The sequence below is a fragment of the Paraburkholderia atlantica genome, from assembly GCF_009362785.1.
In the GTDB taxonomy this organism is placed as follows: domain Bacteria; phylum Pseudomonadota; class Gammaproteobacteria; order Burkholderiales; family Burkholderiaceae; genus Paraburkholderia; species Paraburkholderia atlantica.
The window spans coordinates 61,011-82,653 of the sequence record NZ_WHNQ01000032.1 but is presented as its reverse complement, the minus strand read 5'-3'; the positions used below and the strand labels follow the sequence as shown (position 1 = coordinate 82,653).

General features: G+C 62.4%; 18 protein-coding genes and 2 pseudogenes. 10 read left to right on the top strand and 10 right to left on the bottom strand.

Translation table 11 applies throughout. The annotated features are described in order from the left end of the window. Nucleotides 1-38 precede the first annotated feature (38 nt). The 5 genes and pseudogenes from GCT19_RS32050 to GCT19_RS32030 all read left to right on the top strand — a co-directional run bounded on the left by GCT19_RS32050 (nucleotide 39) and on the right by GCT19_RS32030 (nucleotide 3,766). The gene (locus GCT19_RS32050) at nucleotides 39-923 is read left to right on the top strand and encodes a manganese catalase family protein (protein ID WP_152854153.1); all 885 of its coding nucleotides are present in this window, start codon (nucleotides 39-41) and stop codon (nucleotides 921-923) included. Between the two features lie 301 nt (nucleotides 924-1,224). Continuing rightward, nucleotides 1,225-2,094, top strand: a complete 870-nt coding sequence (locus GCT19_RS32045) for a formate/nitrite transporter family protein (RefSeq protein WP_152854152.1) — start codon at nucleotides 1,225-1,227, stop codon at nucleotides 2,092-2,094. 82 nt (nucleotides 2,095-2,176) lie between these two features. Continuing rightward, nucleotides 2,177-2,452, top strand: a complete 276-nt coding sequence (locus GCT19_RS32040) for a hypothetical protein (RefSeq protein ID WP_227749373.1) — start codon at nucleotides 2,177-2,179, stop codon at nucleotides 2,450-2,452. Between the two features lie 198 nt (nucleotides 2,453-2,650). Further along, nucleotides 2,651-3,131: pseudogene (locus tag GCT19_RS44465) on the top strand (ParB-like protein). Nucleotides 3,132-3,364: 233 nt separating this feature from the next. Next, the gene (locus GCT19_RS32030) at nucleotides 3,365-3,766 is read left to right on the top strand and encodes a hypothetical protein (RefSeq protein ID WP_018435108.1); all 402 of its coding nucleotides are present in this window, start codon (nucleotides 3,365-3,367) and stop codon (nucleotides 3,764-3,766) included. Nucleotides 3,767-3,869: 103 nt separating this feature from the next. On the opposite strand, the gene GCT19_RS32025 is transcribed toward GCT19_RS32030, so the two are convergent. Together GCT19_RS32025 and GCT19_RS44850 are read right to left on the bottom strand one after the other, a co-directional pair. Beyond that, the gene (locus GCT19_RS32025; RefSeq protein ID WP_018435107.1) at nucleotides 3,870-5,039 is read right to left on the bottom strand and encodes a zinc-dependent alcohol dehydrogenase; all 1,170 of its coding nucleotides are present in this window, start codon (nucleotides 5,037-5,039) and stop codon (nucleotides 3,870-3,872) included. Between the two features lie 324 nt (nucleotides 5,040-5,363). Continuing rightward, nucleotides 5,364-5,855 (bottom strand): acyl-CoA dehydrogenase N-terminal domain-containing protein, encoded by a 492-nt coding sequence (locus GCT19_RS44850; protein WP_408582404.1) that lies wholly within the window; start codon nucleotides 5,853-5,855, stop codon nucleotides 5,364-5,366. Nucleotides 5,856-5,876: 21 nt separating this feature from the next. On the opposite strand from GCT19_RS44850, the gene GCT19_RS32015 reads away from it, so the two are divergent. Then, a complete protein-coding gene (locus tag GCT19_RS32015) occupies nucleotides 5,877-8,609 on the top strand; it encodes a LuxR C-terminal-related transcriptional regulator (protein ID WP_152854151.1) in 2,733 nt (910 codons plus the stop codon). 12 nt (nucleotides 8,610-8,621) lie between these two features. On the opposite strand, the gene GCT19_RS32010 is transcribed toward GCT19_RS32015, so the two are convergent. The 6 genes from GCT19_RS32010 to GCT19_RS31985 all read right to left on the bottom strand — a co-directional run bounded on the left by GCT19_RS32010 (nucleotide 8,622) and on the right by GCT19_RS31985 (nucleotide 15,157). Beyond that, complete coding sequence (locus GCT19_RS32010; protein WP_152854150.1) at nucleotides 8,622-9,851, bottom strand: DUF445 domain-containing protein; 1,230 nt, start codon at nucleotides 9,849-9,851, stop codon at nucleotides 8,622-8,624. A 35-nt stretch (nucleotides 9,852-9,886) separates the two neighbouring features. Continuing rightward, nucleotides 9,887-10,720, bottom strand: a complete 834-nt coding sequence (phaZ, locus tag GCT19_RS32005) for a poly(3-hydroxyalkanoate) depolymerase (RefSeq protein ID WP_152854149.1) — start codon at nucleotides 10,718-10,720, stop codon at nucleotides 9,887-9,889. Between the two features lie 59 nt (nucleotides 10,721-10,779). Further along, complete coding sequence (locus tag GCT19_RS32000; RefSeq protein WP_152854156.1) at nucleotides 10,780-11,202, bottom strand: phasin family protein; 423 nt, start codon at nucleotides 11,200-11,202, stop codon at nucleotides 10,780-10,782. Nucleotides 11,203-11,276: 74 nt separating this feature from the next. Continuing rightward, nucleotides 11,277-12,983 (bottom strand): alpha/beta fold hydrolase, encoded by a 1,707-nt coding sequence (locus GCT19_RS31995; RefSeq protein WP_152854148.1) that lies wholly within the window; start codon nucleotides 12,981-12,983, stop codon nucleotides 11,277-11,279. A gap of 46 nt (nucleotides 12,984-13,029) precedes the next feature. Next, the gene (locus GCT19_RS31990) at nucleotides 13,030-13,491 is read right to left on the bottom strand and encodes a MaoC family dehydratase (RefSeq protein ID WP_152854147.1); all 462 of its coding nucleotides are present in this window, start codon (nucleotides 13,489-13,491) and stop codon (nucleotides 13,030-13,032) included. 22 nt (nucleotides 13,492-13,513) lie between these two features. Then, nucleotides 13,514-15,157, bottom strand: coding sequence for a fatty acid--CoA ligase (locus GCT19_RS31985; RefSeq protein WP_152854146.1), 1,644 nt, complete (start codon nucleotides 15,155-15,157; stop codon nucleotides 13,514-13,516). Between the two features lie 94 nt (nucleotides 15,158-15,251). On the opposite strand from GCT19_RS31985, the gene GCT19_RS31980 reads away from it, so the two are divergent. The 4 genes from GCT19_RS31980 to GCT19_RS31965 all read left to right on the top strand — a co-directional run bounded on the left by GCT19_RS31980 (nucleotide 15,252) and on the right by GCT19_RS31965 (nucleotide 20,741). Next, nucleotides 15,252-15,710, top strand: coding sequence for a BBE domain-containing protein (locus GCT19_RS31980; RefSeq protein WP_018435097.1), 459 nt, complete (start codon nucleotides 15,252-15,254; stop codon nucleotides 15,708-15,710). Nucleotides 15,711-16,299: 589 nt separating this feature from the next. Further along, nucleotides 16,300-17,379, top strand: a complete 1,080-nt coding sequence (locus GCT19_RS31975) for a M4 family metallopeptidase (protein WP_152854145.1) — start codon at nucleotides 16,300-16,302, stop codon at nucleotides 17,377-17,379. A gap of 101 nt (nucleotides 17,380-17,480) precedes the next feature. Continuing rightward, nucleotides 17,481-17,786 carry a protealysin inhibitor emfourin gene (locus tag GCT19_RS31970; RefSeq protein ID WP_018435095.1) on the top strand — a complete coding sequence of 102 codons (306 nt, stop codon included), beginning with the start codon at nucleotides 17,481-17,483 and terminating at the stop codon, nucleotides 17,784-17,786. 414 nt (nucleotides 17,787-18,200) lie between these two features. After that, nucleotides 18,201-20,741, top strand: a complete 2,541-nt coding sequence (locus GCT19_RS31965) for a penicillin acylase family protein (RefSeq protein WP_152854144.1) — start codon at nucleotides 18,201-18,203, stop codon at nucleotides 20,739-20,741. Here the strand turns inward: GCT19_RS31965 and GCT19_RS31960 are convergent. Beyond that, nucleotides 20,722-20,919: pseudogene (locus GCT19_RS31960) on the bottom strand (hypothetical protein); the annotation flags it as partial. The gene GCT19_RS31965 and the pseudogene GCT19_RS31960 sit on opposite strands and share 20 nt — an antisense overlap. 28 nt (nucleotides 20,920-20,947) lie before the next feature. Further along, on the bottom strand, nucleotides 20,948-21,622 hold the full coding sequence (locus GCT19_RS31955; RefSeq protein ID WP_152854143.1) for a TetR/AcrR family transcriptional regulator: 675 nt from the start codon (nucleotides 21,620-21,622) through the stop codon (nucleotides 20,948-20,950). Nucleotides 21,623-21,643: the final 21 nt, after the last annotated feature.

Below are 21,643 nucleotides of genomic sequence, written 5' to 3'. Positions count from 1 at the left end.
ATGGAAGACCCACAGTACCAACTCCAATGGAGGTCACGATGTTCATGCACAACAAAAGGCTGCAATACACGGTCCGCGTCGGCACGACCAATCCCGGGCTTGCGAATCTGATGCTCGAGCAGTTCGGCGGGCCGCAAGGCGAACTGGCCGCCGCGATGCGCTACTTCACGCAGGCCGTTGCCGAAGAAGACCCCGGGCGCAAGGACATGCTGTTCGATATCGCCACCGAAGAGCTGAGCCATCTCGAGATCATCGGCTCGATCGTCGCGATGTTGAATCGCGGCGCGAAGGGCGAACTGGCCGAAGCGGTCGAGCAGCAGGCCGAGCTTTATCGCAAGCTCAACGGCGCGGGCAACGACAGTCACCTTACGCAGGTGCTTTACGGCGGTGGGCCGCCGCTGACGAACTCCGGCGGCGTCCCGTGGAGTGCCGCGTACATCGACACGATCGGCGAGCCGACCGCGGACCTGCGCTCGAACATCGCCGCCGAAGCGCGCGCGAAGATCATCTATGAACGGCTGATCAACGTGACCGACGATGCCGGCGTGCGCGAGGCGCTCGGCTTTCTGATGACCCGCGAAGTCGCGCATCAGAAGTCGTTCGAGAAGGCGCTGTATGCGATCACACCGAGTTTCCCGCCGGGCAAGCTGCCGCCGAGACAGGAATTCGCGAGCGTCTACTACAAGATGTCGCACGACGGAGCGGTAATCAACACACCGTGGAACAGCGGCACCGGTCTCACGATACGGACCGGTGAACCGGCGGTGGATGGCGGCGACGGCAGTGCGTCGGTGGGACTCGAAGCGCAGCAGGAAACCGCCGTGACTGCGATGGCCACGCGTCTGCGCTCCGACCCGTCGAGCGATCCGACGACCGGCGCCGAGTTAGGTAGCGAAGTTGCGCCTACCGACGACACCGCGTGATTCTGCCCCAGGAAGTCGAAATGGCGAAGTGGCTCCTCGAGCACCTGCCGGAGACGGTCACGCAATTCCTTGGCCGCTCTGCTGCGGACCGCGACGAAGCGAAAAGATAGACGCACCCCGAACTCGAGACGCGGCATCGCGGCGGGGTGCGCACGTTGCCCTTTACGACGCGATCCGCATCCGACAGCAGCGTGGTTTCGCCGTCGGCGTTATCTGCGACTTCCCGAATGCGCCGCCAGCTCATCGACGGCGGCCGCGCGCCGTACGGGGCAACCGCAGCGAACAACCTGGAGCATTGCGAATGGCAAGCCAGCCCAAAACAAACGACGAGCACCCCGCAGGACATGCGTCGCCACATCTCGATGACGAGGAGCGCGACCAGGCCTCCGCACATAGTTCCCCGCGCGCGCTGGTCATCCACGAAATCATCCGGGAGGAAGGCGAGACGGCGCTCGAGCGCAAGCCACTCGCGCTGCTGTGGTCCGCGCTGGCCGCTGGACTATCGATGGGCTTTTCGTTTCTGACAGAGGCGGTGCTTCAGAGCAAGACGTCGTTCGACCGCGACGGGACCTCGCTGACCGGCGCGGCGGGCTACTGCGTCGGCTTCATCATCGTCGTGCTCGGACGCCAGCAACTGTTCACCGAAAGCACGCTGACCGTGCTGCTGCCGGTCCTGACGAGGCGCAGCCTGCGGGTTGCCGCCATCGCGCTGCGGCTATGGGTGATCGTGCTGGCCGCGAACCTTGCGGGAACGTGGATCTTCGCCGGAATCCTTACGATGCCGACGTCCTTCGCGCAGAAGCTCGCGCCGGTTCTCGACCAGTTGTCGCAAGCGCCGTACAGCTCGACCTTCGCTTCTACGACCATGAAGGCGGTTCTCGCGGGCTGGCTGATCGCACTGATGGTTTGGCTGCTGCCGAGCGCGAGATCCGCCGCCGTGCTGATCGTCGCGGTCCTCACGTACGTCGTTGCCGTTTGCGATCTGGCCCACGTGATCGCGGGCTCAGTGGAAGCGGCATACGCGGTGCTGCGCGGCCATGCCGCTATGCCGGACTACCTGCTGCGATTTTTCGCGCCGACGCTGCTAGGTAACGTGGTCGGTGGTGTCGCGCTCGTCGGGCTGCTGAACCATGCGTCGATCGCACCCGAGATGACAGGCCGCGACGGCTGATTTCGGCCCGTGCAACGATGCTGCTTGAGGGCATGAGAAATGCTGCGCAAATGGGTAGACAGGTTCCAAGGGCGCTTCACAAATGGAGATCGTCATGAAGCTGATAGTGGCAGCAGTGAGCGTTATTTCAATGATTGCTAGCGCTTGCGCGTTTGCGCAACAACCCAATGCCGGCAACGTGCAGCCGAAGCAGGATGCTCAAAGCACCCAGCCGGGCACCGCTGGGCAGAGCATGGGCCGTGCTGCGGACGCCGGCACCGGCAAACCGGCGAGTGGCACATTGATGCAAAAGCGCGAAAGTGGCATGTCGCCCCAAGGCGCGTCCGACTCTAACGCGACCGGTCCGATCAAGCAGTGACGACAAGTCGAGGCGCAGTTCCTTCGTGAGTGGGACCACGCAATTCGGACGGAGGCTGGCGCGAAAGGACATGCCGAATGCTGGTCGGCCCATGCGAGCGCGGCAACATTGCGATGTTGCCGACGGATCGCGTTGGCCCGCAGTATCGAGGCAGGAGTAGTGCTCGTCCGAAAATGCGTTTCGACACACTTTTCGATCATGATGTATTTGCATGTCAATGAATTGCGGCCGACTCAAATGACAATCGGCGCGCGTTACGTCAGCGCTAAAGCGCTTCTGACCGACCGTCATTCCAACGACACCAACGCGTTCATGGAGCGGCATGCGGTCCGGGTAGCGTTGGGACCAGGACACTCTTTTTTTGTTGTCGACCATCACCACTGGGCGTGCGCCTGGCGATGATCGTGGCGTGCGACGCGCGATCGGAGAAATGCCGATGTCGCTTTTCGCAATGATGGACGACCCCTATCAAAGTCTTGCAGCATTTGCGCGACGTGCTGGCGCCTATCGCAAACCGAAGCGTGCGTATGAGTCGTTTCTGTGGGCAAGCTTCTTTAGGGCGCACGTACCGATCCACGACACCAGCGAAGCCGCGTTCGCGCTGGCGCTTACGCAAGCCGTTCGCTTCGCACGCGCTCGCGAGGCCGCATCATTGCCGGGGTTTGTAGGCGATCGGTGATCTGCGCGTTTCTGCGGCAGTGAGAGCCGGCACGACGGGTTCAAGTGAACAACGAGGCTACCGGAAGACAGACGGCAGGCCAGATTCTTCCTGCTCAACGTGATCCCGTTCGCGACCACAACGCCTGGATGATCAGCGAATTTCGCATCGGGATGAAGATATGGACCGGAGGTCGGAACGCGGCACACAGCGTGCTTCCTGCTTAAGCGATAGAAAAGGACGGGGTCGCCAAAATGGCCGAGTATCTGAGCGCAATCTTTCGCTCGTATCGCGATGCTTCTGACGCACGCCAATCTCTCGCTGAGTCCGGTTTATGTGAGTTGGACATGTTCCTTTTCTCACTCGCGGCTTCCCCCGGCTCGCCGAAATCGGTGTTCCCGATGCACGAAATGGATCATGCCGAATACGCGGCTCACGGGGAGTGGGGGCTAATCGCCCTCAACCGGTTCATCGAGCCGCAAGCCGACTGTTTCGTGGCGAGCATAAGCGAGGACAGCCGCGCCGCCCACGCATTGCTGGTCGCGGCCGATCCGCCGCCAGCGCTCCTGGTACAGATTTGCGCAAGGCTGAAGGACTGCGGGGCGTTCGCCCTGCGGCCGCCGGGGTCCCGCTGGCGACTTTGCAACTCGCACTGAAGTCGATTGCGCTGCAGACGCCTCCCATCTCCTGCGCCGTAGCACCACCCGCTGTGCGGAAGGCTGGCGGTAATCGCGTGGCCGGAGAAACGGCTCGAAAGTTCTACGGTTTCATCACCACCTTGATGCAGCCGTCCTCCTTCTCCCGAAACACGCGGTACATGTCGGGCCCTTGTTCGAGCGGGACTGTATGGGTGATCACGAACGACGGATCGATATGCCCATCCTGGATCCGCCTGAGCAGATCGTCGGTCCAGCGATTCACGTGCGTCTGCCCCATGCGAAATGTCAGGCCCTTGTTCATCGCGGCGCCGAACGGGATCTTGTCGATCAGCCCGCCGTACACGCCCGGAATCGACAGCACGCCCGCCGGCCGGCACACATAGATCATTTCGCGCAGCACATGCGGACGGTCCGTTTCGAGCATCACCGCCTGCTTTGCGCGGTCGTAAAGCGCATCGAACGAGCGCGTCGCATGCGACTCCATGCCGACCGCATCGATGCATTTTTCCGGGCCCTTGCCGTGCGTTAGTTCCTTTAACCGATCGAGCACACTCTCGTCCTCGAAGTTGATCGTGATAGCGCCGACGGCGCGCGCCATGTCGAGGCGCTCGGGAACGCGGTCGATCACGATCACCTGCTTTGCGCCAAGCAGGATCGCACTGCGGATCGCGAACTGGCCGACCGGACCCGCGCCCCAGATCGCGACAGTGTCGGTCGGCTGTATTTCGCATTGCACCGCGGCCTGCCAGCCGGTCGGCAAGATGTCGCCAAGGAACAGCACCTGCTCGTCGGTCAGGCCGTCGGGAATCTTGACCGGCGTGACGTCCGCGAACGGCACGCGCACGTATTCGGCCTGCCCGCCCGGATAACCGCCGGTCAGATGCGAGTAACCGAACAGGCCAGCGGTGGTGTGGCCAAACACCTTGTCAGCCATTTCCTTGTTGCGATTCGAACGCTCACACACCGAAAAGAAACCCCGCCGGCACTGATCGCACTCGCCGCACGCGATCGTAAACGGCACAACTACGCGCTCGCCTACTTTCAGCCTGGAGTTGCCGGAGCCGACTTCGACGACCTCCCCCATGAACTCGTGACCGAGGATGTCGCCCGACTTCATCGACGGCATAAAGCCATCGAACAGATGCAGATCCGAACCGCAGATCGCGCAACTGGACACCTTGATGATCGCATCGCGCGGATGCTCGATGACCGGGTCCGGGACGTTGTCGACGCGGACGTCTTTCTTGCCGTGCCAGCAAAGGGCTCTCATGTCGTGCCTCGTAGTCGATGGGCCCGTCGCGCGGGCCAACAGGGTCGGGATTCGCGGATGCGCGTGCGACGACGCGGCGTGTCGATCGCGCCGACGCCATCGCAAGCGGCCACCGTCTTGCGAGCAACGCACGTGCCATCGTCGACCCGCCTGTCCGAACCCAACGCACAACAACGGCGAAAATCATGAGCGTTCCCATGTCTCGACGCGGGCTTCGTCAACTATGTTTTGCGGCTAGTCGTCGAGCGCGTGCACGCCGGCCGCAAGCGACGCCGCCGCGAAACCTTCCGCCGTGCCAACGCCATCGCCCGCGAGCCGCGCGCCTTACTGATCGCCGGATTTGCTGAGCGGCGCGAGCACTTCGGGTGCCAGTTTCGCCGCCTCGTCGAGCACCGCGTCGGCGAGTTCGGGCGTTGCTTCTTCCCATCCCGGCAGCGACGGCAGGTTGCCAAGGCCGGCCAGTTCGGTCATCACAAAGCGCATGTCGCGCAGCGGTGCAATACAAATGCTCATCATCGATTCCTGCGTCAATTCCGTATAGTCAGTCGAGTTCCGTGGACGGCACGCCCGTGCGCGCCGCTGCGACTCGCTGCGGAGCGCATGTCTCCTCCTTCGAAGTGCTTCGGCGTATGATTTCTTCAGCCAGGCCAGTCGAATCCGGCCGCCGAGGGTCATCATCGGCGTGCCGCATCGCGGGGCCCGTCTGGTCGCTTCGGTCGTCTCGTTGGGGTGTATGGTCACCCAGCGTGGTGCGACGCAATATCCCCCTAACAGGGGAGCGCAATCGCGCAGATGGGGAATGGCAGTCAGGGTCAAGCCAAACGCCTGGAGCAGCCGATGCAAGTCATTCAAGCGCCGCCCCCGAAGAGCCCGCCGCTCTTCCTCGCGACGAAAGTTCTTCCGCCGCGCCTATCCGCAGGGCTGATCGCGCGCCCGCGGCTCGCGTCCCTCGTGGATCAGGCCGAGAACAAGCGACTCACGGTGATCAAGGCGCCAGCCGGCTTCGGCAAGACGTCGCTGGCGCTTTCGTGGCTCGCCCGGATCGCGGCGGGCGGCGAATGCGTCGCGTGGCTTTCGCTCGACACCGAAGACGACGAGCCCGCGCGCTTCTTCCATCATCTGGCGCAGGCATTGCGCAACGCTTGTCCGGGCGTCGGTGCGGCCGCGATCAGCCTGACCAGCGAGGCGTCGCTCGTGCCCGCGCAGGCAGTCGTCGCGACGCTGATCAACGAACTGATCGAAGTCGACGACGAGGTCTATCTGTTCATCGACGACTACCACCTGATCAGCCTGCCCGCCATTCACGACGCGATGGCGTACTTCGTCGCAAACCTGTCGTCGAACGTGCATGTCGTAATTTGCACGCGGAGCGACCCGCCGCTGCCGCTCGGCAAACTGAGCGCGCGAAACGATCTGCTACAGATCGACGCGTCGACTCTGCGCTTCGACTTCGACGAAACACGCCGCTTCGTCGAACACGAGTGCCCAGGCAGATTGCACACGTCGAGCATCAAGTGTCTGTACACGCGCACCGAAGGCTGGGCTGCTGCACTGCGCATCTCGGCGTCGGTACTCGCGCGCGATGAAGGCCGGCCCGAGCGCGATCTGAGCGCGCCGTCGGGCGCATCGCCGCCATTCGCCGTCTACCTCGAAGAAATTCTCAAGCGCCTGCCCGCCGATCTGGTCGGCTTCATGCTGCGCACGTCGATTCTCGAACGCCTGAGCGCGCCACTGTGCGAAGCGGTCACTGGTGTCCCTGCGGAGCAAGGCATGCTGGAGATGATCGCCGCTCGCCAGTTGCTGCTGTCGCCGCTCGACATCGACGGCTGCTGGTTCCGCTATCACCCTCTGATGGGCGAGTACTTGCGTCGCAGGTTGAAAACGCAGCACCGCGATGAAGTGGTCGAACTGCATCGGCGTGCATGCCAGTGGTACGCCGACCAGTCCTTATGGACCGACGCGGTCAAGCACGCGATCGCCGCGGGCGATATGGATCACGCCGTCTCGCTGATGGGCCACTGCGCGATGGCGCTCGTCACGAAAGGCGACCTGCTCACTCTGCTCGGATGGCAACGGCAGTTCCCGGCGCGCCTGATGCGCGGGCAGACCCACGTCACGCTCGCGATTGCGTGGGGCATGGCGCTCGCGATGCGTTTCGACGAAGCGCTCACGATGCTCGATCAGATCGAGCAGGACGCGAGCACGAACACGAGCGATGCCGCTGCCGACATCCGCTGGGAATGCCAGGCGATCCGCTCGGTGATCGCCGCGCTACAAGACGATCCGCCGCGCGCGCTGGCGCTTGCGCAAGCGTGTCTCGAACGACCGTCGACCGATAGCTGGACCCTCAACGTCGCGTCCAACGTCGTGCGTTTCGCGCACTGGAAAGCTGGCAACCTCGGCGCGCTGTACGCAGCGCCGTGGATTCCCGATTCGATCGACGAAGACCAGCGCAACGTGTTCGCGTCGGTCTATCGCCTATGCCTTCTCGGTCACGCGGAAATGCAGCAGATGCACTTCACGCTCGCCGAGCGCTATTTCAACGAGTCGATCGAATTGGCCGAGCGCCAGGCGGGTCCCAGGTCGATCGCGGCGGCGCTATGCAAGCCGATGATCGCGCAGATCTGGTACGAACAAGGACGGCTCGATGAAGCGGAGGTGCTGCTGGTCGACCTGATACCGGTGATCGATCTCGCGGTGCTGCTCGACAGCACGTTGATCGCTTATCGTGTGCTGATGCGGATCGCCACCGCGCGTTCGAACACCGAGCACGCGTATGCGCTTCTCGATCACGCACAGGCTCTCGGTTATACGCGCGGTTGGGATCGGCTGACTGCCGGCGTTCTCGTCGAGCGTACGCGGCTCAATCTCAGGGAAGGGAGAATCGACGAAGCCGCGGCAGGCGTCGCGCAACTGGATCAGTTGGTGAGCGCGCGCGCCGCCGCTTCGAAACCAGCCTCGCCCGAGATCGAGACCTTCCGCGCGATCGGGGTCGCATGGCTGGCCATGGCGCAGAACCGCACGGAAGACGCGATCGAATCGTTGATGTCCGCGTTGCGCAGCGTCGAAAGCCGGCATAACGATTACCTGGCGCTGCGCGTGCGCACTACGCTTGCTTTGGTGTGGATGCGCGCGAACGAAGAGACGCGCGCCATCGAGATTTTCCGCCAGGCGTTGAGCGCGAATCATCAGATCTATCGCTCGATTCTCGATCAAGGCCCGGAAATCGGCCGGCTCCTGCAAGCGGTTCGCGACGACACGCGTTCCACGCCGAATGCGAAGGACACTATTGCCTACATCGATCGGCTTCTGGATGGCTGGCGCGCACTCTATGAGCCCGACGCGAAACCCGAGCGAGACGCCGAGCGCGAGCCGTTGAGCGCACGCGAGCGCGGCATCGTCGAACTGATCGCTCAGGGGCAGTCGAACAAGGAAATTGCGCGCACGTTGGGCATCGGACCTGAAACCGTCAAGACGCACGTCAAGAACATCTTCATCAAACTCGAAGTCGACAAGCGCGCGCAGGCTGTGGCTCGCGCGCAGACGCTGGGATTGATCGCTGCCGCCTAGCGCAACGAGGGTTCATCGGGCGAAGACGAGCGTGGCCGCATGCAGCAACACGCCAACCATCCCGCCAACCAACGTGCCGTTGATTCGCACATATTGCAGGTCCCGGCCGATTTCCATTTCGATCTTGCGGCTCACTTCGTCGGCATTCCAGCTTTGCACGACGTCCGTAACCAATGCGGAGAACTGATGCCGGTAGCGCACGACGAGTTCGCGCGCGAGCGCAAGCCACCATGCGTCGAGCTTGCGTTGAATCGCGGGCTCACGGGCGATGCGCTTGCCGAGCGAGGCGAGTACGCGCGCCAACGCGTCACGCAGGCTGGATTGCTCGCGCGCGAGATCGCCGATCACACGTGATCGCAAATGCGCGATCAGCACGCGTTGGTAGTTTTCCTCCCTGAAATGTCGCACGCAGTCGCGCATCAACGACTTGCCGAAACGACGGTGCGTGGCCGACGTCCGCAAGCGTACGATGAGATCCTGCAAGGCCTCATCGAACTGGCGGCGCAACTCGTGCTCGGGGCTTGCCGCCACCTCGTGGAGCAGCGCAATGATGCCTTCGATGAATTTCCGCACGATGTAGCCATCGAGCGGTGCAGGCGTGTACTTCGATGCCTCGCTGAACTTGGCCTTGATGATATTCGCGTTGCATGTCAGCCACTGTTCCAACGAGATGAGCCCGTGATCCAGCAGCGGCTGGTGCCGCTCACCCTGCGTCAAGACCTTCAGTGCGTCTCCGGCTACACGGGATATATCGAGCGTGCGCAACTGCGGTATCAGCAGACGATCGAAAAACCACGTCAGGTCTGTGCCGTTACTATCTTCGAGCACGCCCGCGATGGAATCCGCGATGACATCCGCGACGCCACGGCTGTTCGCCGGCTCCGTCAGCCATCGTGCAAGCGCTTGCGACGCACGATGCTCGCGCAACCTGCCGATGATCAACTCCGGCGTCAAAAAGTTTTCTTCGACGAAATTGCCGAGACTCTGGGCGATACGCTGCTGGTTTCGCGCAATGATCGCCGTGTGCGGAATGCGCAATCCCAGCGGATGACGAAACAGCGCAACGACCGCATACCAGTCCGCGATCGCGCCCGCCATGCCGGCCGCCGCAAACGCACGCGGCCACGCGAGCCACGCATGATCGCCCTGCCACGCGACGCACGCCGCCAGCAACGCAATCATCACCAGCAGCAGGCCCAGCGCGGTGCGCCGCATGCGCTGCAAGCTTTCCGACTTGCTCATATCGCGAGTGCACCCGCAGCCATCCCCGAACACACTCAATTCGCCTCCTGCCGCAGGAACTTGCGCACGACTGGCGCTACTTCACTCGCGCGTGCGATCAGAAACAGGTGACCGTCGTCGATCACATACAGCGTCGCATTGGGAATGCGCGCGGCGAGGATTTTCGCGTTGGTCAGCGGCACGATCGGGTCGTCGTTGCCGTGCATGACTAGCGTCTTCTGCCGCAATGCGCCGAGCCACGGCAGGCTCGTCCAGCCCGAGGCGGCGAGCAGTTGATACAGATAGCCGCGTCCGCGCGGCGGCTGGATGTGCCGGCTGTGCTCTTTCAGCAGCGATGGATCGCGCCGGTAAGCGCCGCCGTAGAGTTGCGCCCCGACCTCTTGCAGATAATCGGGATCGGTATAGCGGCGCGGCCAGATCAGCTTCGACAGCACCGACAGTTTGGCCGGCACCATGATCACGCCCGGCGACGTGGACGCAAGAACCAGCCTGCGGCAGCGGCGCGGATACAGACGAGCGAACTGCTGCGCCAGCGCGCCGCCCCAAGATACCCCGAGGACATCGACGGTACCGTCGAAGCCGAGCCGCGTGAGCAGGCGGTCGGCCAACACCGACAACGTCGAAAAGCGATACGGCACGACCGGCGCGGGCGAACCGCCGACACCGGGCACGTCGAAGATAATCGCGCTGACGTCTTCGAGCGCCGCGACGAACGGCTCGACGAGTTCGAGGTTCGCGCCGATGCCGTTGAAGATCAACAGCGGCTGCGAAGCATCGCTGCCCCGCCATGTCGCGACACGCAGCCTCTGGCCATCCAGATCGATCATCTGGATTTCCATGCGGCAAGCAGTCTGAGGGCTCGTTTGCATTTCCCGGTTCCGGACGATCTTCTGGAAGGACAGTTCATTCGAGTTGTCGGCGGCCCGCATTACTTCTTCGGCACGAACAGCGACTTCAATTCCTCGACGCGTTCGGCGACGCGCTTCGTAATGACGGCGACGCTGTCCGACTGCGCGCGATACGCGGCGTCCGCCAGTTGCTGCATGTCGACCATTGCCTTGTGCAAGGCTTGCCGTACCGCCTCGCCCGCGTTGGGCGGAGGTTGGTCGCCCGACTGCGCGCCACGCGTGACGAGCGCCTGCAATTCGCTCAGCGTCGAACGGAACATGTCGGCCTGCTTCAGCGCCAGCGACTGCGCGCCTGCAAGCGCGGTCGTGTTGGCTTCGACGAACGCCGCGAAATCTTTGCGGCGCGATTCGAGGATCGCCGCGACATCGATACCCGGCAGTCTGAACTGCCCGATCATTTTCGTGTACTCGGCGAACATGCTATTCGGCTTGATTGAATCCATCATCGATACTCCAAAGAAACTGCGTTGAGAAAAAGATGGCCTGCGCGATGTGCTGATGCGGCCAACGGTAGTCGTCATGCCTGCATGACGTAGGTGCCAGGGGCCTTGAGACCGGCGGGATGCCGCATGCTGCCTAGCGTCGCCGGCGCGGATCGCCGCTCGCCCGACCGATCCGCGAGCCACGCGCGCCAGTTGTCCCACCACGAGCCCTTCTCGGGCTGCCCGTTGGCCAGCCACGTATCCGCATTGGCCGGCAAGTCAGGATTGAGAAAAAACTTCGCCTTCGGATTGCCCGGCGGATTGATCAGACTCTGGATATGGCCGCTCGAACTCAACACGAAGCGCGTCGAGCCGCCGAACACGCGCGCCGAGTTATAGACGCCCTTCCAAGGCGTGATGTGATCCGTCATGCCCGCCACGACGTACTTGTCGCAGGTGACTTCGGAAAGATCGATTGGTGTACCCAACACCGTCAACGCGCGCGGCCGGCTGAACAGGTTGTCGGCGAAGATATCGAGCAACTGGCCATGAAGACGCGCGGGCAGCCGGGTCGCGTCGTTGTTCCAGTACAGAACGTCGAAAGCGGGCGGCGTTTTGCCGAGCAGATAGTTGTTGACCCAGTAGTTCCAGACCAGATCGTTGGGCCGCATCCATGCGAACAGCCGGCCCATCTCCTCGCCCGCGAGTACGCCCTTCGACATGCTGCTCTGCTTGGCGGCCGCGATCGCTTCCGGTGTCGCAAAGAGACCCAGTTGCGAGTCGGCCATGTTGTCCAGCACGGCGACCATCAGCGTCGCAGCATGCACGCGCGTGTCGCCGCGGCTTGCGAGGTGTCCTAGCAGCGCCGAGATGGTCATCGCACCCGAGCACGCGCCATGCAGGTTCACGTCGCCGCTGCCGGTGATCTCGCGCACCGCCTCGATCGCTTCGAGCAGCGCGCCCACGTAAGTATCGAGATCCCAATGACTGTGCGCCGCGGTCGGATTGCGCCAGCTCACCGCGAACACCTGGAACTCGCTCTTCACCAGATAGTCGACGATGCTCTTGCCCTCGGAGAGGTCGAACACGTAGAACTTGTTGATCTGCGGCGGCACGATCAGTTGCGGACGTGCGTATACATGCTCTGTAGCCGGCGCGTACTGAATCAGTTCGAGCACCTCGTTGCGAAACACCACGACGCCCGGCGACGTGCCGAGATTCTTGCCCACCTCGAACGCGGCCTTGTCCACCTGCGCGGGCATGCCCTGGTTGTGCAGCATGTCCGCCACGAGATTGCGCATCCCACCGAGCAGGCTCGCGCCGCCCGAGTCGATCACTTTCTTCAATGCAGCCGGGTTGCCGAGCAGCGTATTGGTCGGCGACAGCGCATCGGTGACGAGCGACAGCACGAACTGCGCGCGTTCCTTGGTCTTCGAGTCGAGCGCCGAGCGGTCGACAAAACCGGTCAGCGCATTTCGCCACGCCACGTAGCCTTGCCGGGCCATCCGATAAATCGAGTTGTCCTGCCACGCCGGATCGGTGAAACGCTTGTCGCCTTGCGGCGATTCGCTCTGCGCGCTTCCGCCGAGCACCGCCAGCAGATCGTATGCGAGCGCCGTCTGCTGCTCGACGACCAGCGCGGGTTGCCGCAGCGCCTGCGCGCCTGTCTGCTGCACCGTCGCGAGGATGTCGCGCGGGCGCAGTCCCACGAACGGGTTCGGTCCCAACATGCCTTCCGCTGCCGATGCCGCGATGTCCCCAGGTTGTTCGCTGTGCGCGATGCTTTCGTTAGTTGCCGCCATGTTGCTGCTCCTCCAACCTCTCTGTCATTCGGTACCGTGCCGCTGCTTACGCGATCAGCATCGCCAACGCTTCAGCGACGAGCGCCGGCTTCTCCTCGCCGTCTATCTGCAATTCGTTCATCGTCTTGACGATGAGCCCGCCGCCCTTCTTTTCCACCGATATCAGCGTCACGCGGCTTCGCACCCGCGCGCCGGCTTTGACCGGTGTCATGAAGCGCACCTTGTCGAGCCCGTAGTTCAGACCGGCGGCCGCGTCCTTGGGAATCACGCCGATTTCGATTGCGAGCGCCGCCAGCAACGAAAGCGTCAGATAGCCGTGCGCGATCGTTCCACCGAACGGACTCTGGCGTTTCGCGCGCTCGACATCGACGTGAATCCACTGCCGGTCGCCGGTGCATGCCGCGAATGCGTCGATACGCGCCTGATCGACCACCACCCAATTCGACACCCCCAGCTCGCGGCCAACGAGGCTATCGATCGTGGCGATGCTGTATTCATTGATGCTCATCGTGTTTGCTCCTGGCGAGTGGTCAAGCGAATTGCTCGCGCAACCACTTCTTGTTGGTCTTGCCGACGCTCGTCTTCTCCAGCGACTCGATGAACTTCACGATTTGCGGGACCGCGTACTTCGAGATTCGCCCGTTTTTCGTGAAGCCCGTCACGTGCGCCTTGACGTCGTCTTCGGTGATCTGCGCATCGGCGTTGAGCACCACGAGCGCGACGGGGCGCTCGCCCCATTTGTCGTCCCTGATGCCGATCACCGCGGCTTCCGCGACATCCGGGTGCAGCGAAATCAGGCTCTCGATTTCGAGCGACGAGATCCACTCGCCGCCCGACTTGATGACATCCTTGATGCGGTCGGTGATCTGGACGCTGCCGGTCGCGTCGATATTCGCGATGTCCTGCGTATGCAGATAGCCGCCCGTCCACAGTTGGCCCGATGCGTCCGGATCGTTCAGATAGCCCTGCGTGAGCCACGGCGTGCGTACGACGATCTCGCCATAAGCCTTGTCGTCGTGCGGGACGTCCCGCATGGCTTCGTCGACGATGCGCAGATCGACCAGCGGCACCGGAAAACCCGTCCTGCAACGCAGGCGCACTTCCTCGTCGAGATCGAGCGGACCTGTTCGATGAGGAAGCTGCGCGAGGCTCAGTACCGGACAGGTCTCCGACATGCCATAGCCGGCGAATACGTCGATGCCGCGATCGAGCGCAGCGCGCGCGAGGCCGCGCGGCAACGCGCTGCCTCCGACCACGATCTTCCATTTTCCGAGGTCGACGTGCTTCGCTTCATCGCACGCGAGCAGCATGTGCAGGATCGTGCTGACGCAGTGGGAAAACGTGACGCCTTCATCGCGCACCAGTTGCACGAGACGGTCGGGCGCATAGCGGCCCGGATAGACCTGCTTCACGCCGAGCACCGTCGCGATGTACGGCATGCCCCACGCGTGGACATGGAACATCGGCGTGAGCGGCATATACACGTCGCCGCGGTGAAAGCGCTGGCCCGACACCGGGCTCGACAGCGCGGCCATCACCGTGATCGTGTGCAGCACCAGCTGACGATGGGAGAAATACACGCCCTTCGGCAGACCGGTGGTTCCCGTCGTATAGAACGTCGTGGCACGGGTGTTCTCGTCGAGGTCGGGGAACTCGTAGGTCGTCGCGCTAGCCGCGAGCATCGCCTCGTAGTCGGTCGTGAATGGAATGGCGTGTGCGCAGGCATCGCTGTCTGGCTCGTCGATCCACACGAAAGTGCGAACCGTTTCTAGCTGGTCCTTGATCGCTTCGACGACGGGCAGGAAATCGGTGTGGACGAACAGCACTTCGGCGCCTGCGTGATTGATCGTGTACGCGATCTCGGCCTGCGACAGCCGCACGTTGACCGTCTGAAGCACGGCGCCCATCATCGGGACCGCAAAATACGATTCCAGATAGCGGTGGCTGTCCCAGTCCATCACCGCTACCGTGGTTCCGTGCGTGACGCCCAGCATCCGAAGGCCGTTGGCGAGCCGCGCGATTCGTTCGCGCAGCGTCGTATAGGTCATCCGCAACTGGCCGCGGTAGACGATTTCCTGGTCCGGCGCCTGGACGAACGGCGTATGCAGCAGATGCTTGATCAGCAGCGGATAGGCATAGGGGAAAAGCGTCGGCTCGTGCGCGGCGTCCTGCATCGAGATCTCCTGAAAGTCGAAAATGGGATCGGGATGGCGCAGGTCCGTCGTTGCAGTCCGCACACGGTGGCTTCCCGAGTGACGACATCTTCGGATGGTTCGCGGGGGAGAAACATCCCCTGAAAAGGGGAGCGCCGGGGGAAGGCGGACCAATGCAATCGATGCGGTGCTCGGGGAGGTTGATGCGGCTCCAACTGCAGATTCGGAGATTTACGTTTTGCAGCTCGGAGGCGCGGTCGCGGATGTGTCGGAGGATGCGACCGCCTACTCTGGGAGGCAAGCGGCCTACTATTGGATCGTCGAGCCCGTCTGGGACGATCCGGTGGACGACGAGCGGTGCATTGCATGGGGGCGGGCTGCTGCCGCGCGCTTGTCGGACCCGACCATACAGGCGAACTACGTTAACGAACAGGGAGATACCGCCATCGCTGCCGGTGCGTATGGCGCTCTCAAGTATGAAAGGCTTGCTCGGCTCAAAGCCCGCTGCGACCCTGCCAACCTCTTCCGCCTCAATCAGAATATCGCGCCCTTCCCGAGACCTGTCTCTGCTTGAATGGGTCGATCTTTCCGGTCAATTTGCATGCAAGAAAGGACATAATCCCATTAGTCGACGACTATGACTGATTTTGGCTAATCAGTGCACCTCAAAATGATTCACAAATAAAAATAGATTAATTTTCGAAAAAACTTGAAATTGATTTAAAACCCTCTACCTTTATTTACGTGCGAAGTATCAACCTCTCAAAAGGCCTTTATCGCACCCTCAGGGTTTTTGCAAACGCTGTCTGTTTGGAGAATGAACGCCCAGCCGTTATATATCGGAACCATCGCTTAAAAACCCTGCGCTTTTTATTATTAACGCAAACCAATTAATAGGACGATGATTAGTCTCAAATGTAGACTCGCCACGGGTTAAGCGTTCACAGTTCGTAATGCGCGACCTCGGCACAGTGTTGGCGGGCTTCGTGTCTGAAGATCAGTCGACCGCATCAGTAACGCTCGTTCACCATTACGAATTACCAGAATCCGGACCGGTAAATGAGCGTTAGGCGTTCGTTATTAAAAAATTAACCTATCAGTTGCCGGACCTGCTGTCTCCCCTCGTGTCATTCCCTTCGCTTAATCTCACCAAGGAGGAAATCATGTGCAATCGCATCGGACATCACCGCGTTCCCTCGATCTATTGCATTCTGCCGCCGCACATGCTTAAAGAAATAGCAAAGAACGGTACGCCTCAGCAGCGCTCGGTCGCCATCGACACATTGGGAGCAGATCACACTTTCCGCCAGATTCGTTCGGTTCAGGCGGCACTGCTCGCGCCTAAACGCGGTGGCGCTGTAGCACCGGTTCCCGCCGTGCCGTCCGCGCACCGAAGTATTTACACGGCAAATGGGAGCGAGACGCTGCCCGGTACGTTGGTGAGAGCCGAAGGCACGCCAAAATCGAACGATGAAAGCGTCAACGAAGCGTACGACGGGCTCGGCGCGACTTTCGAGTTTTATCTGGAGATCTTCCACCGCAATTCAATCGACGACGCCGGCATGCATTTGACGGGGACGGTGCACTATGGCCAGCAGTATGACAACGCCTTCTGGAACTCTCAGCAGATGGTATTCGGCGATGGCGACGGCACATTGTTCAATCGCTTCACGATCGCACTCGACGTAATCGGCCATGAACTGACGCACGGAGTAACCGAGCATACCGCCGGCCTCCTCTACTCCGGCCAGCCTGGCGCGCTCAATGAATCTGTGTCGGACGTGTTCGGCTCGCTCATCAAACAGTATGCCCTGAAGCAGACGGCAGACAAGGCGGACTGGCTCATCGGAGCGGGACTGCTCGCGAGCGGCGTCAAAGGCGTCGGGCTGCGGTCCATGAAGGAGCCGGGAACCGCTTACGATGATCCGGTGCTCGGCAAGGACCCGCAGCCGGCCGATATGAGCCACTATGTAAACACCTCGCAGGATAATCACGGCGTTCACATCAACTCGGGGATTCCGAACCGTGCGTTCTGTCTGGCTGCGCTCGATATCGGCGGATATGCGTGGGAAAAAGCCGGACGCGTCTGGTATGAGACGCTAAACGACTCGCACCTCAAGCCGGGCACCAACTTCAAAACCTTCGCGAGACTCACGGTATCCAATGCCAATCGCCTTTATGGTGCCAGTAGTTCCGAAGCAAAGGCTGTCAGCAAAGCCTGGGACACGGTTGGTGTACTGTGAGTCGCCTGACAGGCACATGGGGCCGCCTGCTTGTCGGTCCTGTGTGCGTCTGTTCGATAGTGGCAGGATGCATGACCAATGGCGCCCAAAAGGAGTTGCCGATGCAAGCAGAATTGTTCATCGACGGAGGCGTTGGCTTCTTTCCCGGTCTTGCGCGGCCGATCGTGCTCGATGAGAAAGACTTATCGGCTGAAGAGCGCGAGCAGCTTTCGCAGCTCGTGTCGGCCGCCCGCGCCGAGCCGGCCGTCGCGAAAGGAGCGGCGATAAAAACCGTACCCGACGGGCGGACATATCGCATCCACATCACCGCCGAGAACGGAACGACCGTCTTGAGCTGCGCCGATCCTTCGGTCCCACCAGCCTTTGCGGCGTTGATGGCGTTCATCAGACAGCGCGGAAATCGTTGAGCGCAGTGACGGACGCAGACGACCCGCGCCTTCGCGCTTTTCGCACGCTGTGTATGACAGCTCGCCCGGTCGCGTGCTCGTAGACCCGCTGGCATGATCCCGATCGGCGCGAAAAAATGACTGACGCCAACGCAACCGGTGATGCCGTGCGCCAAGCGGTTGCGTAGCGAGACATGCTGTTCGTGCTCTTGCCAAACTCTGTCTTTCGGTTATCGAAACAAGGGTGAGTTCGAGGTTCCAAAAACCTTGTCCGCAGCATGACGCCGCCAACAACAGCAATCCATCACATCGCTGACGTAGAACCAACCCGCCCCAATGGCGTCCACGCATATTGTCTCCACACGACCATGCTATGGTCGTAAGGCATTTCTGCGATCAGATTGCCGTTGCAGCAAGCATTGGACGCCCCCCTGCATGATCCACAATGATCCGTTCGAGCCATTCCCGCAAAAGCGCCGCCGCGCGTGGCCGCTGATTCTGCTATGCGTCGTAGTCGTCGCCTTGGCCGCGTTGGTAGTGGCAGCCGGGTTGACTCTGCGGGCGAGCCTGCCGCAACTCGACGGCACGCGCGACGCGCCGGTATCCGCAACGGTGACGATCGCGCGCGACGCGCTCGGTGTGCCGACGGTACAAGGCAGCACGCGTGACGACGTCGCGTATGCGACCGGTTTCGTTCACGCACAGGACCGCTTCTTTCAGATGGATTTGCTGCGCCGGGTCGCCGCCGGCGAGATGGCCGCGCTCATTGGTCCGGCTGCGCTGACACTGGACCGGCGCGACCGGCCCATGCGTTTTCGCGAACACGCGCGGGCGGCGCTCGCCGCGTTGCCCGCAGACCAGCGACATGTGATCGAACGCTATGCGGCGGGCGTCAACGACGGCCTGCGCTCGCTTCGCGCGCGGCCGTTCGAATATTGGCTGCTGCGAACCCAACCGGTCCAGTGGCGCGCTGAGGATACGTTGCTCGCCGTCTATGCCATGTACATCGACCTGCAGTACGGCCAGGTCACTCACGTGCTGTCACGCGCGGCGCTGCGCGAGCGAGTGCCTGCGGACCTGCTTGCGTTCCTGCTGCCCGCAACGAGCCGCTGGGATGCCCCGCTCGACGAGATGCGCGCATTCGCGCCGTCGCCCACCGCCCTGCCCGCGACGTTGCCGCCGTGGCTGCCCGCAACGCGATCCGCCGCGGACTTCGACACGGAGGCCACCGCGTTATTGAGCAGCGTGCCCGGATTCATCGACGCTGGAGGCCCCGTCAATTCGATGGTCGGCAGCAATGGGTTCGCGGTCGACGGTGCGCACGGCGCGGACGGGCGCGCGCTGCTCGCGAGCGACATGCACCTCGGCTTGTCGCTGCCAAACATCTGGTACCGGTTATCGCTGAGCTATCGCGCGGCAGATGGCGGCGCGCGGCGCATCACGGGGGTGAGCTTGCCAGGAACGCCGCTCGTCGTGGCCGGCAGCAACGGCCATATTGCCTGGGGGTTCACGAACAGCTACGGGCGGTTCATCGATCTGGTCGAACTGCTGCGCGACCCGGACGATCCGCTGCGCTATCGCGTGCCCGACGGCGGCTGGCAGACGGCGCAGGTGATCCATGAGCGCCTCGACGTGAAAGGCGGCGCGAGCGTCGATCTTCCGGTCGTACAAACCCGCTGGGGGCCCCAGATCGTTGTTGGCCCGCATGCGCATGCGTATGCCTTGCATTGGGTTGCGCAAGATCTGCAGGCGATCAACGTGAACCTCGTGCAACTCGAAAGCGTGTCGAACGTCGCCGACGCGTTGCACGCTGCGCAGACCTTCGGCCTGCCAACGCAGAACTTCGTGGCGGCCGATGCACAGGGCCATATCGGCTGGACGCTCGCCGGTCCCCTGCCGCGCTTTGCCGATGTGGAAGCGAATGCCACGGCGCTCGCCAGCTTTCCGTTCCGCTCCGACACCTATCGTGGTTGGCAGGGGTATCTGCCGCCCGATGCGTATCCGTTGCGCATCGATCCGCCGGCGGGCCGCATCTGGACTGCGAACAATCGGACTCTGCCGCCGGACGAGGCAGCACGCATCGGAGATGCGGGCGCCGATCTCGGCGCACGTGCGACGCAGATTCGCGACGATCTGCTCGCGTTGCCGCATGCGACCGAGCGCGACATGCTGGCGGTGCAGACCGACGACCGGGCTTTCTGGATTGAACACTGGCGACGCACTGCACTCGACGCGCTCGACGCGACCGCTCTCAACGGCCATCCCGAACGCGCGGCATTCCGCCGGCTCGTCGAAAGCTGGGATGGTCACGCGGATGTGACTGCGGTCGGCTACCGGCTGGTACGGGCGTTCCACTACTCGCTGTACGACGCCTGGTTCGGTGCGCTCGACAAGCAAATGACTGCGATCGCACCCGGACTCAGCTATCGCGCGGCGAACTCGCGTTACGAGGCGACAATGGAGACACTCGCCGAACAGCACGCGTGGATACCCGAGGGCTTCGCGGACTGGCGCGCGTTCATACTGGATCGGATCGACCACTCGATCGCGCAATTGCCGAAGGGCACGAAGCTTGAAGATGCACGCTGGGGCGAGCGCAACCGCTCGGCAATCGCGCATCCGTTTGCCCGGATCGTGCCGTCGTGGCTGCCGTGGGTGCGCAGCTGGCTCAGCACGCCGACCGATCCGCTGCCGGGCGACATCAATATGCCGCGCGTGCAGTCACCTGTGTTCGGCGCATCCGAGCGTTTTGCGGTGTCGCCAGGGCGTGAGCAGGACGGCATCTTCGAGATGCCCGGTGGACAGTCGGGCAATCCACTGTCGCCGTATTTCCTCGCGGGACATGAAACGTGGGTGCGCGGCGATGCGGCGCCGTTCCTGCCTGGCCCAGCCGTGCATACGCTTAAGCTCAACGTGGCTGATACGCATCAGGCATCCGTTATGGGCGGGCCTTTGATCATTCAGAATCCTCGCTGACTCGAGGCAACTCGAAGACGCGGCAGGCATCGGGATGGTCGACCTTGCCTTCGCGCAATGCGGTGAACAGGTCGTTAATGTTGTCTAGCCGCTCATGGTGGATATGCGCGCGCACTTTTCCGTCGGCCGCGAAATCGAGCGATTCCTGCAGGTCGCGACGCGTACCCACAGGAATACCGCAGCTTTCATGAAATGAGCCATCAGTCTTAAGGACGCGCCTGGGAGCTGACTGTTGCACCGGTGTCATCCAGCGATTCAAGTTTCCCCAGTACCGGACCGTTCGAAGTGCAGGAAGACAAGGCCGCCAAAATGACTCGAATCGCCTCGTCCGTCCTTTCCTCCGGATTGCACAGCCGGAAGAAACGCATGCCGTCGCAAAGGCTGACGAGGGCCGCCGCGAGCACCTCAGGTTGAGCGAGCCAGCCGCCGTCGCCCGGACGCGCGCCTGCACGCAGACACGCAGCCAGCTTCGCCAGCTTCCTTTGCCGCAGCCCGGTGACCCGCTCCCGAACCGTGCTATCGCGGGAAGCGAGAAGCCCGGCTTCGACCCATAGCGTAAAACAATCACTCTCGAATTCAGCGCAACTCAGACGCGCGAGTGCGCGAACCTTTTCCTGGGCCGGCGCGCAAGGCAATTTGATGATCGCCTGCAAGTCCGCACACGTCTTTTCTACATCGCGTTGCAGCAATTCGAGGAGCAGTTCCAGCTGGCTGCTGAAGTTTGAATAGAAGGCGCCACGCGTGTAACCGGCCGCCTCGGCGATGTGTTCCACACTCGTCGCGGCCAGGCCCCGCTCGATGAACGAACGGCGCGCTGCGTCGAGCAGGCGCTCTCGCGTCCGCTCTTTTTTGCATGCGCGTGTCAGGCGTACCGGTTTCATGGATGGATACACAGCGCCGGC

Excerpts from the sequence above, each read along its gene's own strand:
- GCT19_RS32050 (WP_152854153.1), top strand. The coding sequence starts at position 39 with ATGTTCATGCACAACAAAAGGCTGCAATACACGGTCCGCGTCGGCACG.
- GCT19_RS32045 (WP_152854152.1), top strand. The coding sequence starts at position 1,225 with ATGGCAAGCCAGCCCAAAACAAACGACGAGCACCCCGCAGGACATGCG.
- GCT19_RS32040 (WP_227749373.1), top strand. The coding sequence starts at position 2,177 with ATGGAGATCGTCATGAAGCTGATAGTGGCAGCAGTGAGCGTTATTTCA.
- GCT19_RS32030 (WP_018435108.1), top strand. The coding sequence starts at position 3,365 with ATGGCCGAGTATCTGAGCGCAATCTTTCGCTCGTATCGCGATGCTTCT.
- GCT19_RS32025 (WP_018435107.1), bottom strand. The coding sequence starts at position 5,039 with ATGAGAGCCCTTTGCTGGCACGGCAAGAAAGACGTCCGCGTCGACAAC.
- GCT19_RS32015 (WP_152854151.1), top strand. The coding sequence starts at position 5,877 with ATGCAAGTCATTCAAGCGCCGCCCCCGAAGAGCCCGCCGCTCTTCCTC.
- GCT19_RS32010 (WP_152854150.1), bottom strand. The coding sequence starts at position 9,851 with ATGAGCAAGTCGGAAAGCTTGCAGCGCATGCGGCGCACCGCGCTGGGC.
- phaZ (WP_152854149.1), bottom strand. The coding sequence starts at position 10,720 with ATGCAAACGAGCCCTCAGACTGCTTGCCGCATGGAAATCCAGATGATC.
- GCT19_RS32000 (WP_152854156.1), bottom strand. The coding sequence starts at position 11,202 with ATGGATTCAATCAAGCCGAATAGCATGTTCGCCGAGTACACGAAAATG.
- GCT19_RS31995 (WP_152854148.1), bottom strand. The coding sequence starts at position 12,983 with ATGGCGGCAACTAACGAAAGCATCGCGCACAGCGAACAACCTGGGGAC.
- GCT19_RS31990 (WP_152854147.1), bottom strand. The coding sequence starts at position 13,491 with ATGAGCATCAATGAATACAGCATCGCCACGATCGATAGCCTCGTTGGC.
- GCT19_RS31985 (WP_152854146.1), bottom strand. The coding sequence starts at position 15,157 with ATGCAGGACGCCGCGCACGAGCCGACGCTTTTCCCCTATGCCTATCCG.
- GCT19_RS31980 (WP_018435097.1), top strand. The coding sequence starts at position 15,252 with ATGGTTCGCGGGGGAGAAACATCCCCTGAAAAGGGGAGCGCCGGGGGA.
- GCT19_RS31975 (WP_152854145.1), top strand. The coding sequence starts at position 16,300 with ATGTGCAATCGCATCGGACATCACCGCGTTCCCTCGATCTATTGCATT.
- GCT19_RS31970 (WP_018435095.1), top strand. The coding sequence starts at position 17,481 with ATGCAAGCAGAATTGTTCATCGACGGAGGCGTTGGCTTCTTTCCCGGT.
- GCT19_RS31965 (WP_152854144.1), top strand. The coding sequence starts at position 18,201 with ATGATCCACAATGATCCGTTCGAGCCATTCCCGCAAAAGCGCCGCCGC.
- GCT19_RS31955 (WP_152854143.1), bottom strand. The coding sequence starts at position 21,622 with ATGAAACCGGTACGCCTGACACGCGCATGCAAAAAAGAGCGGACGCGA.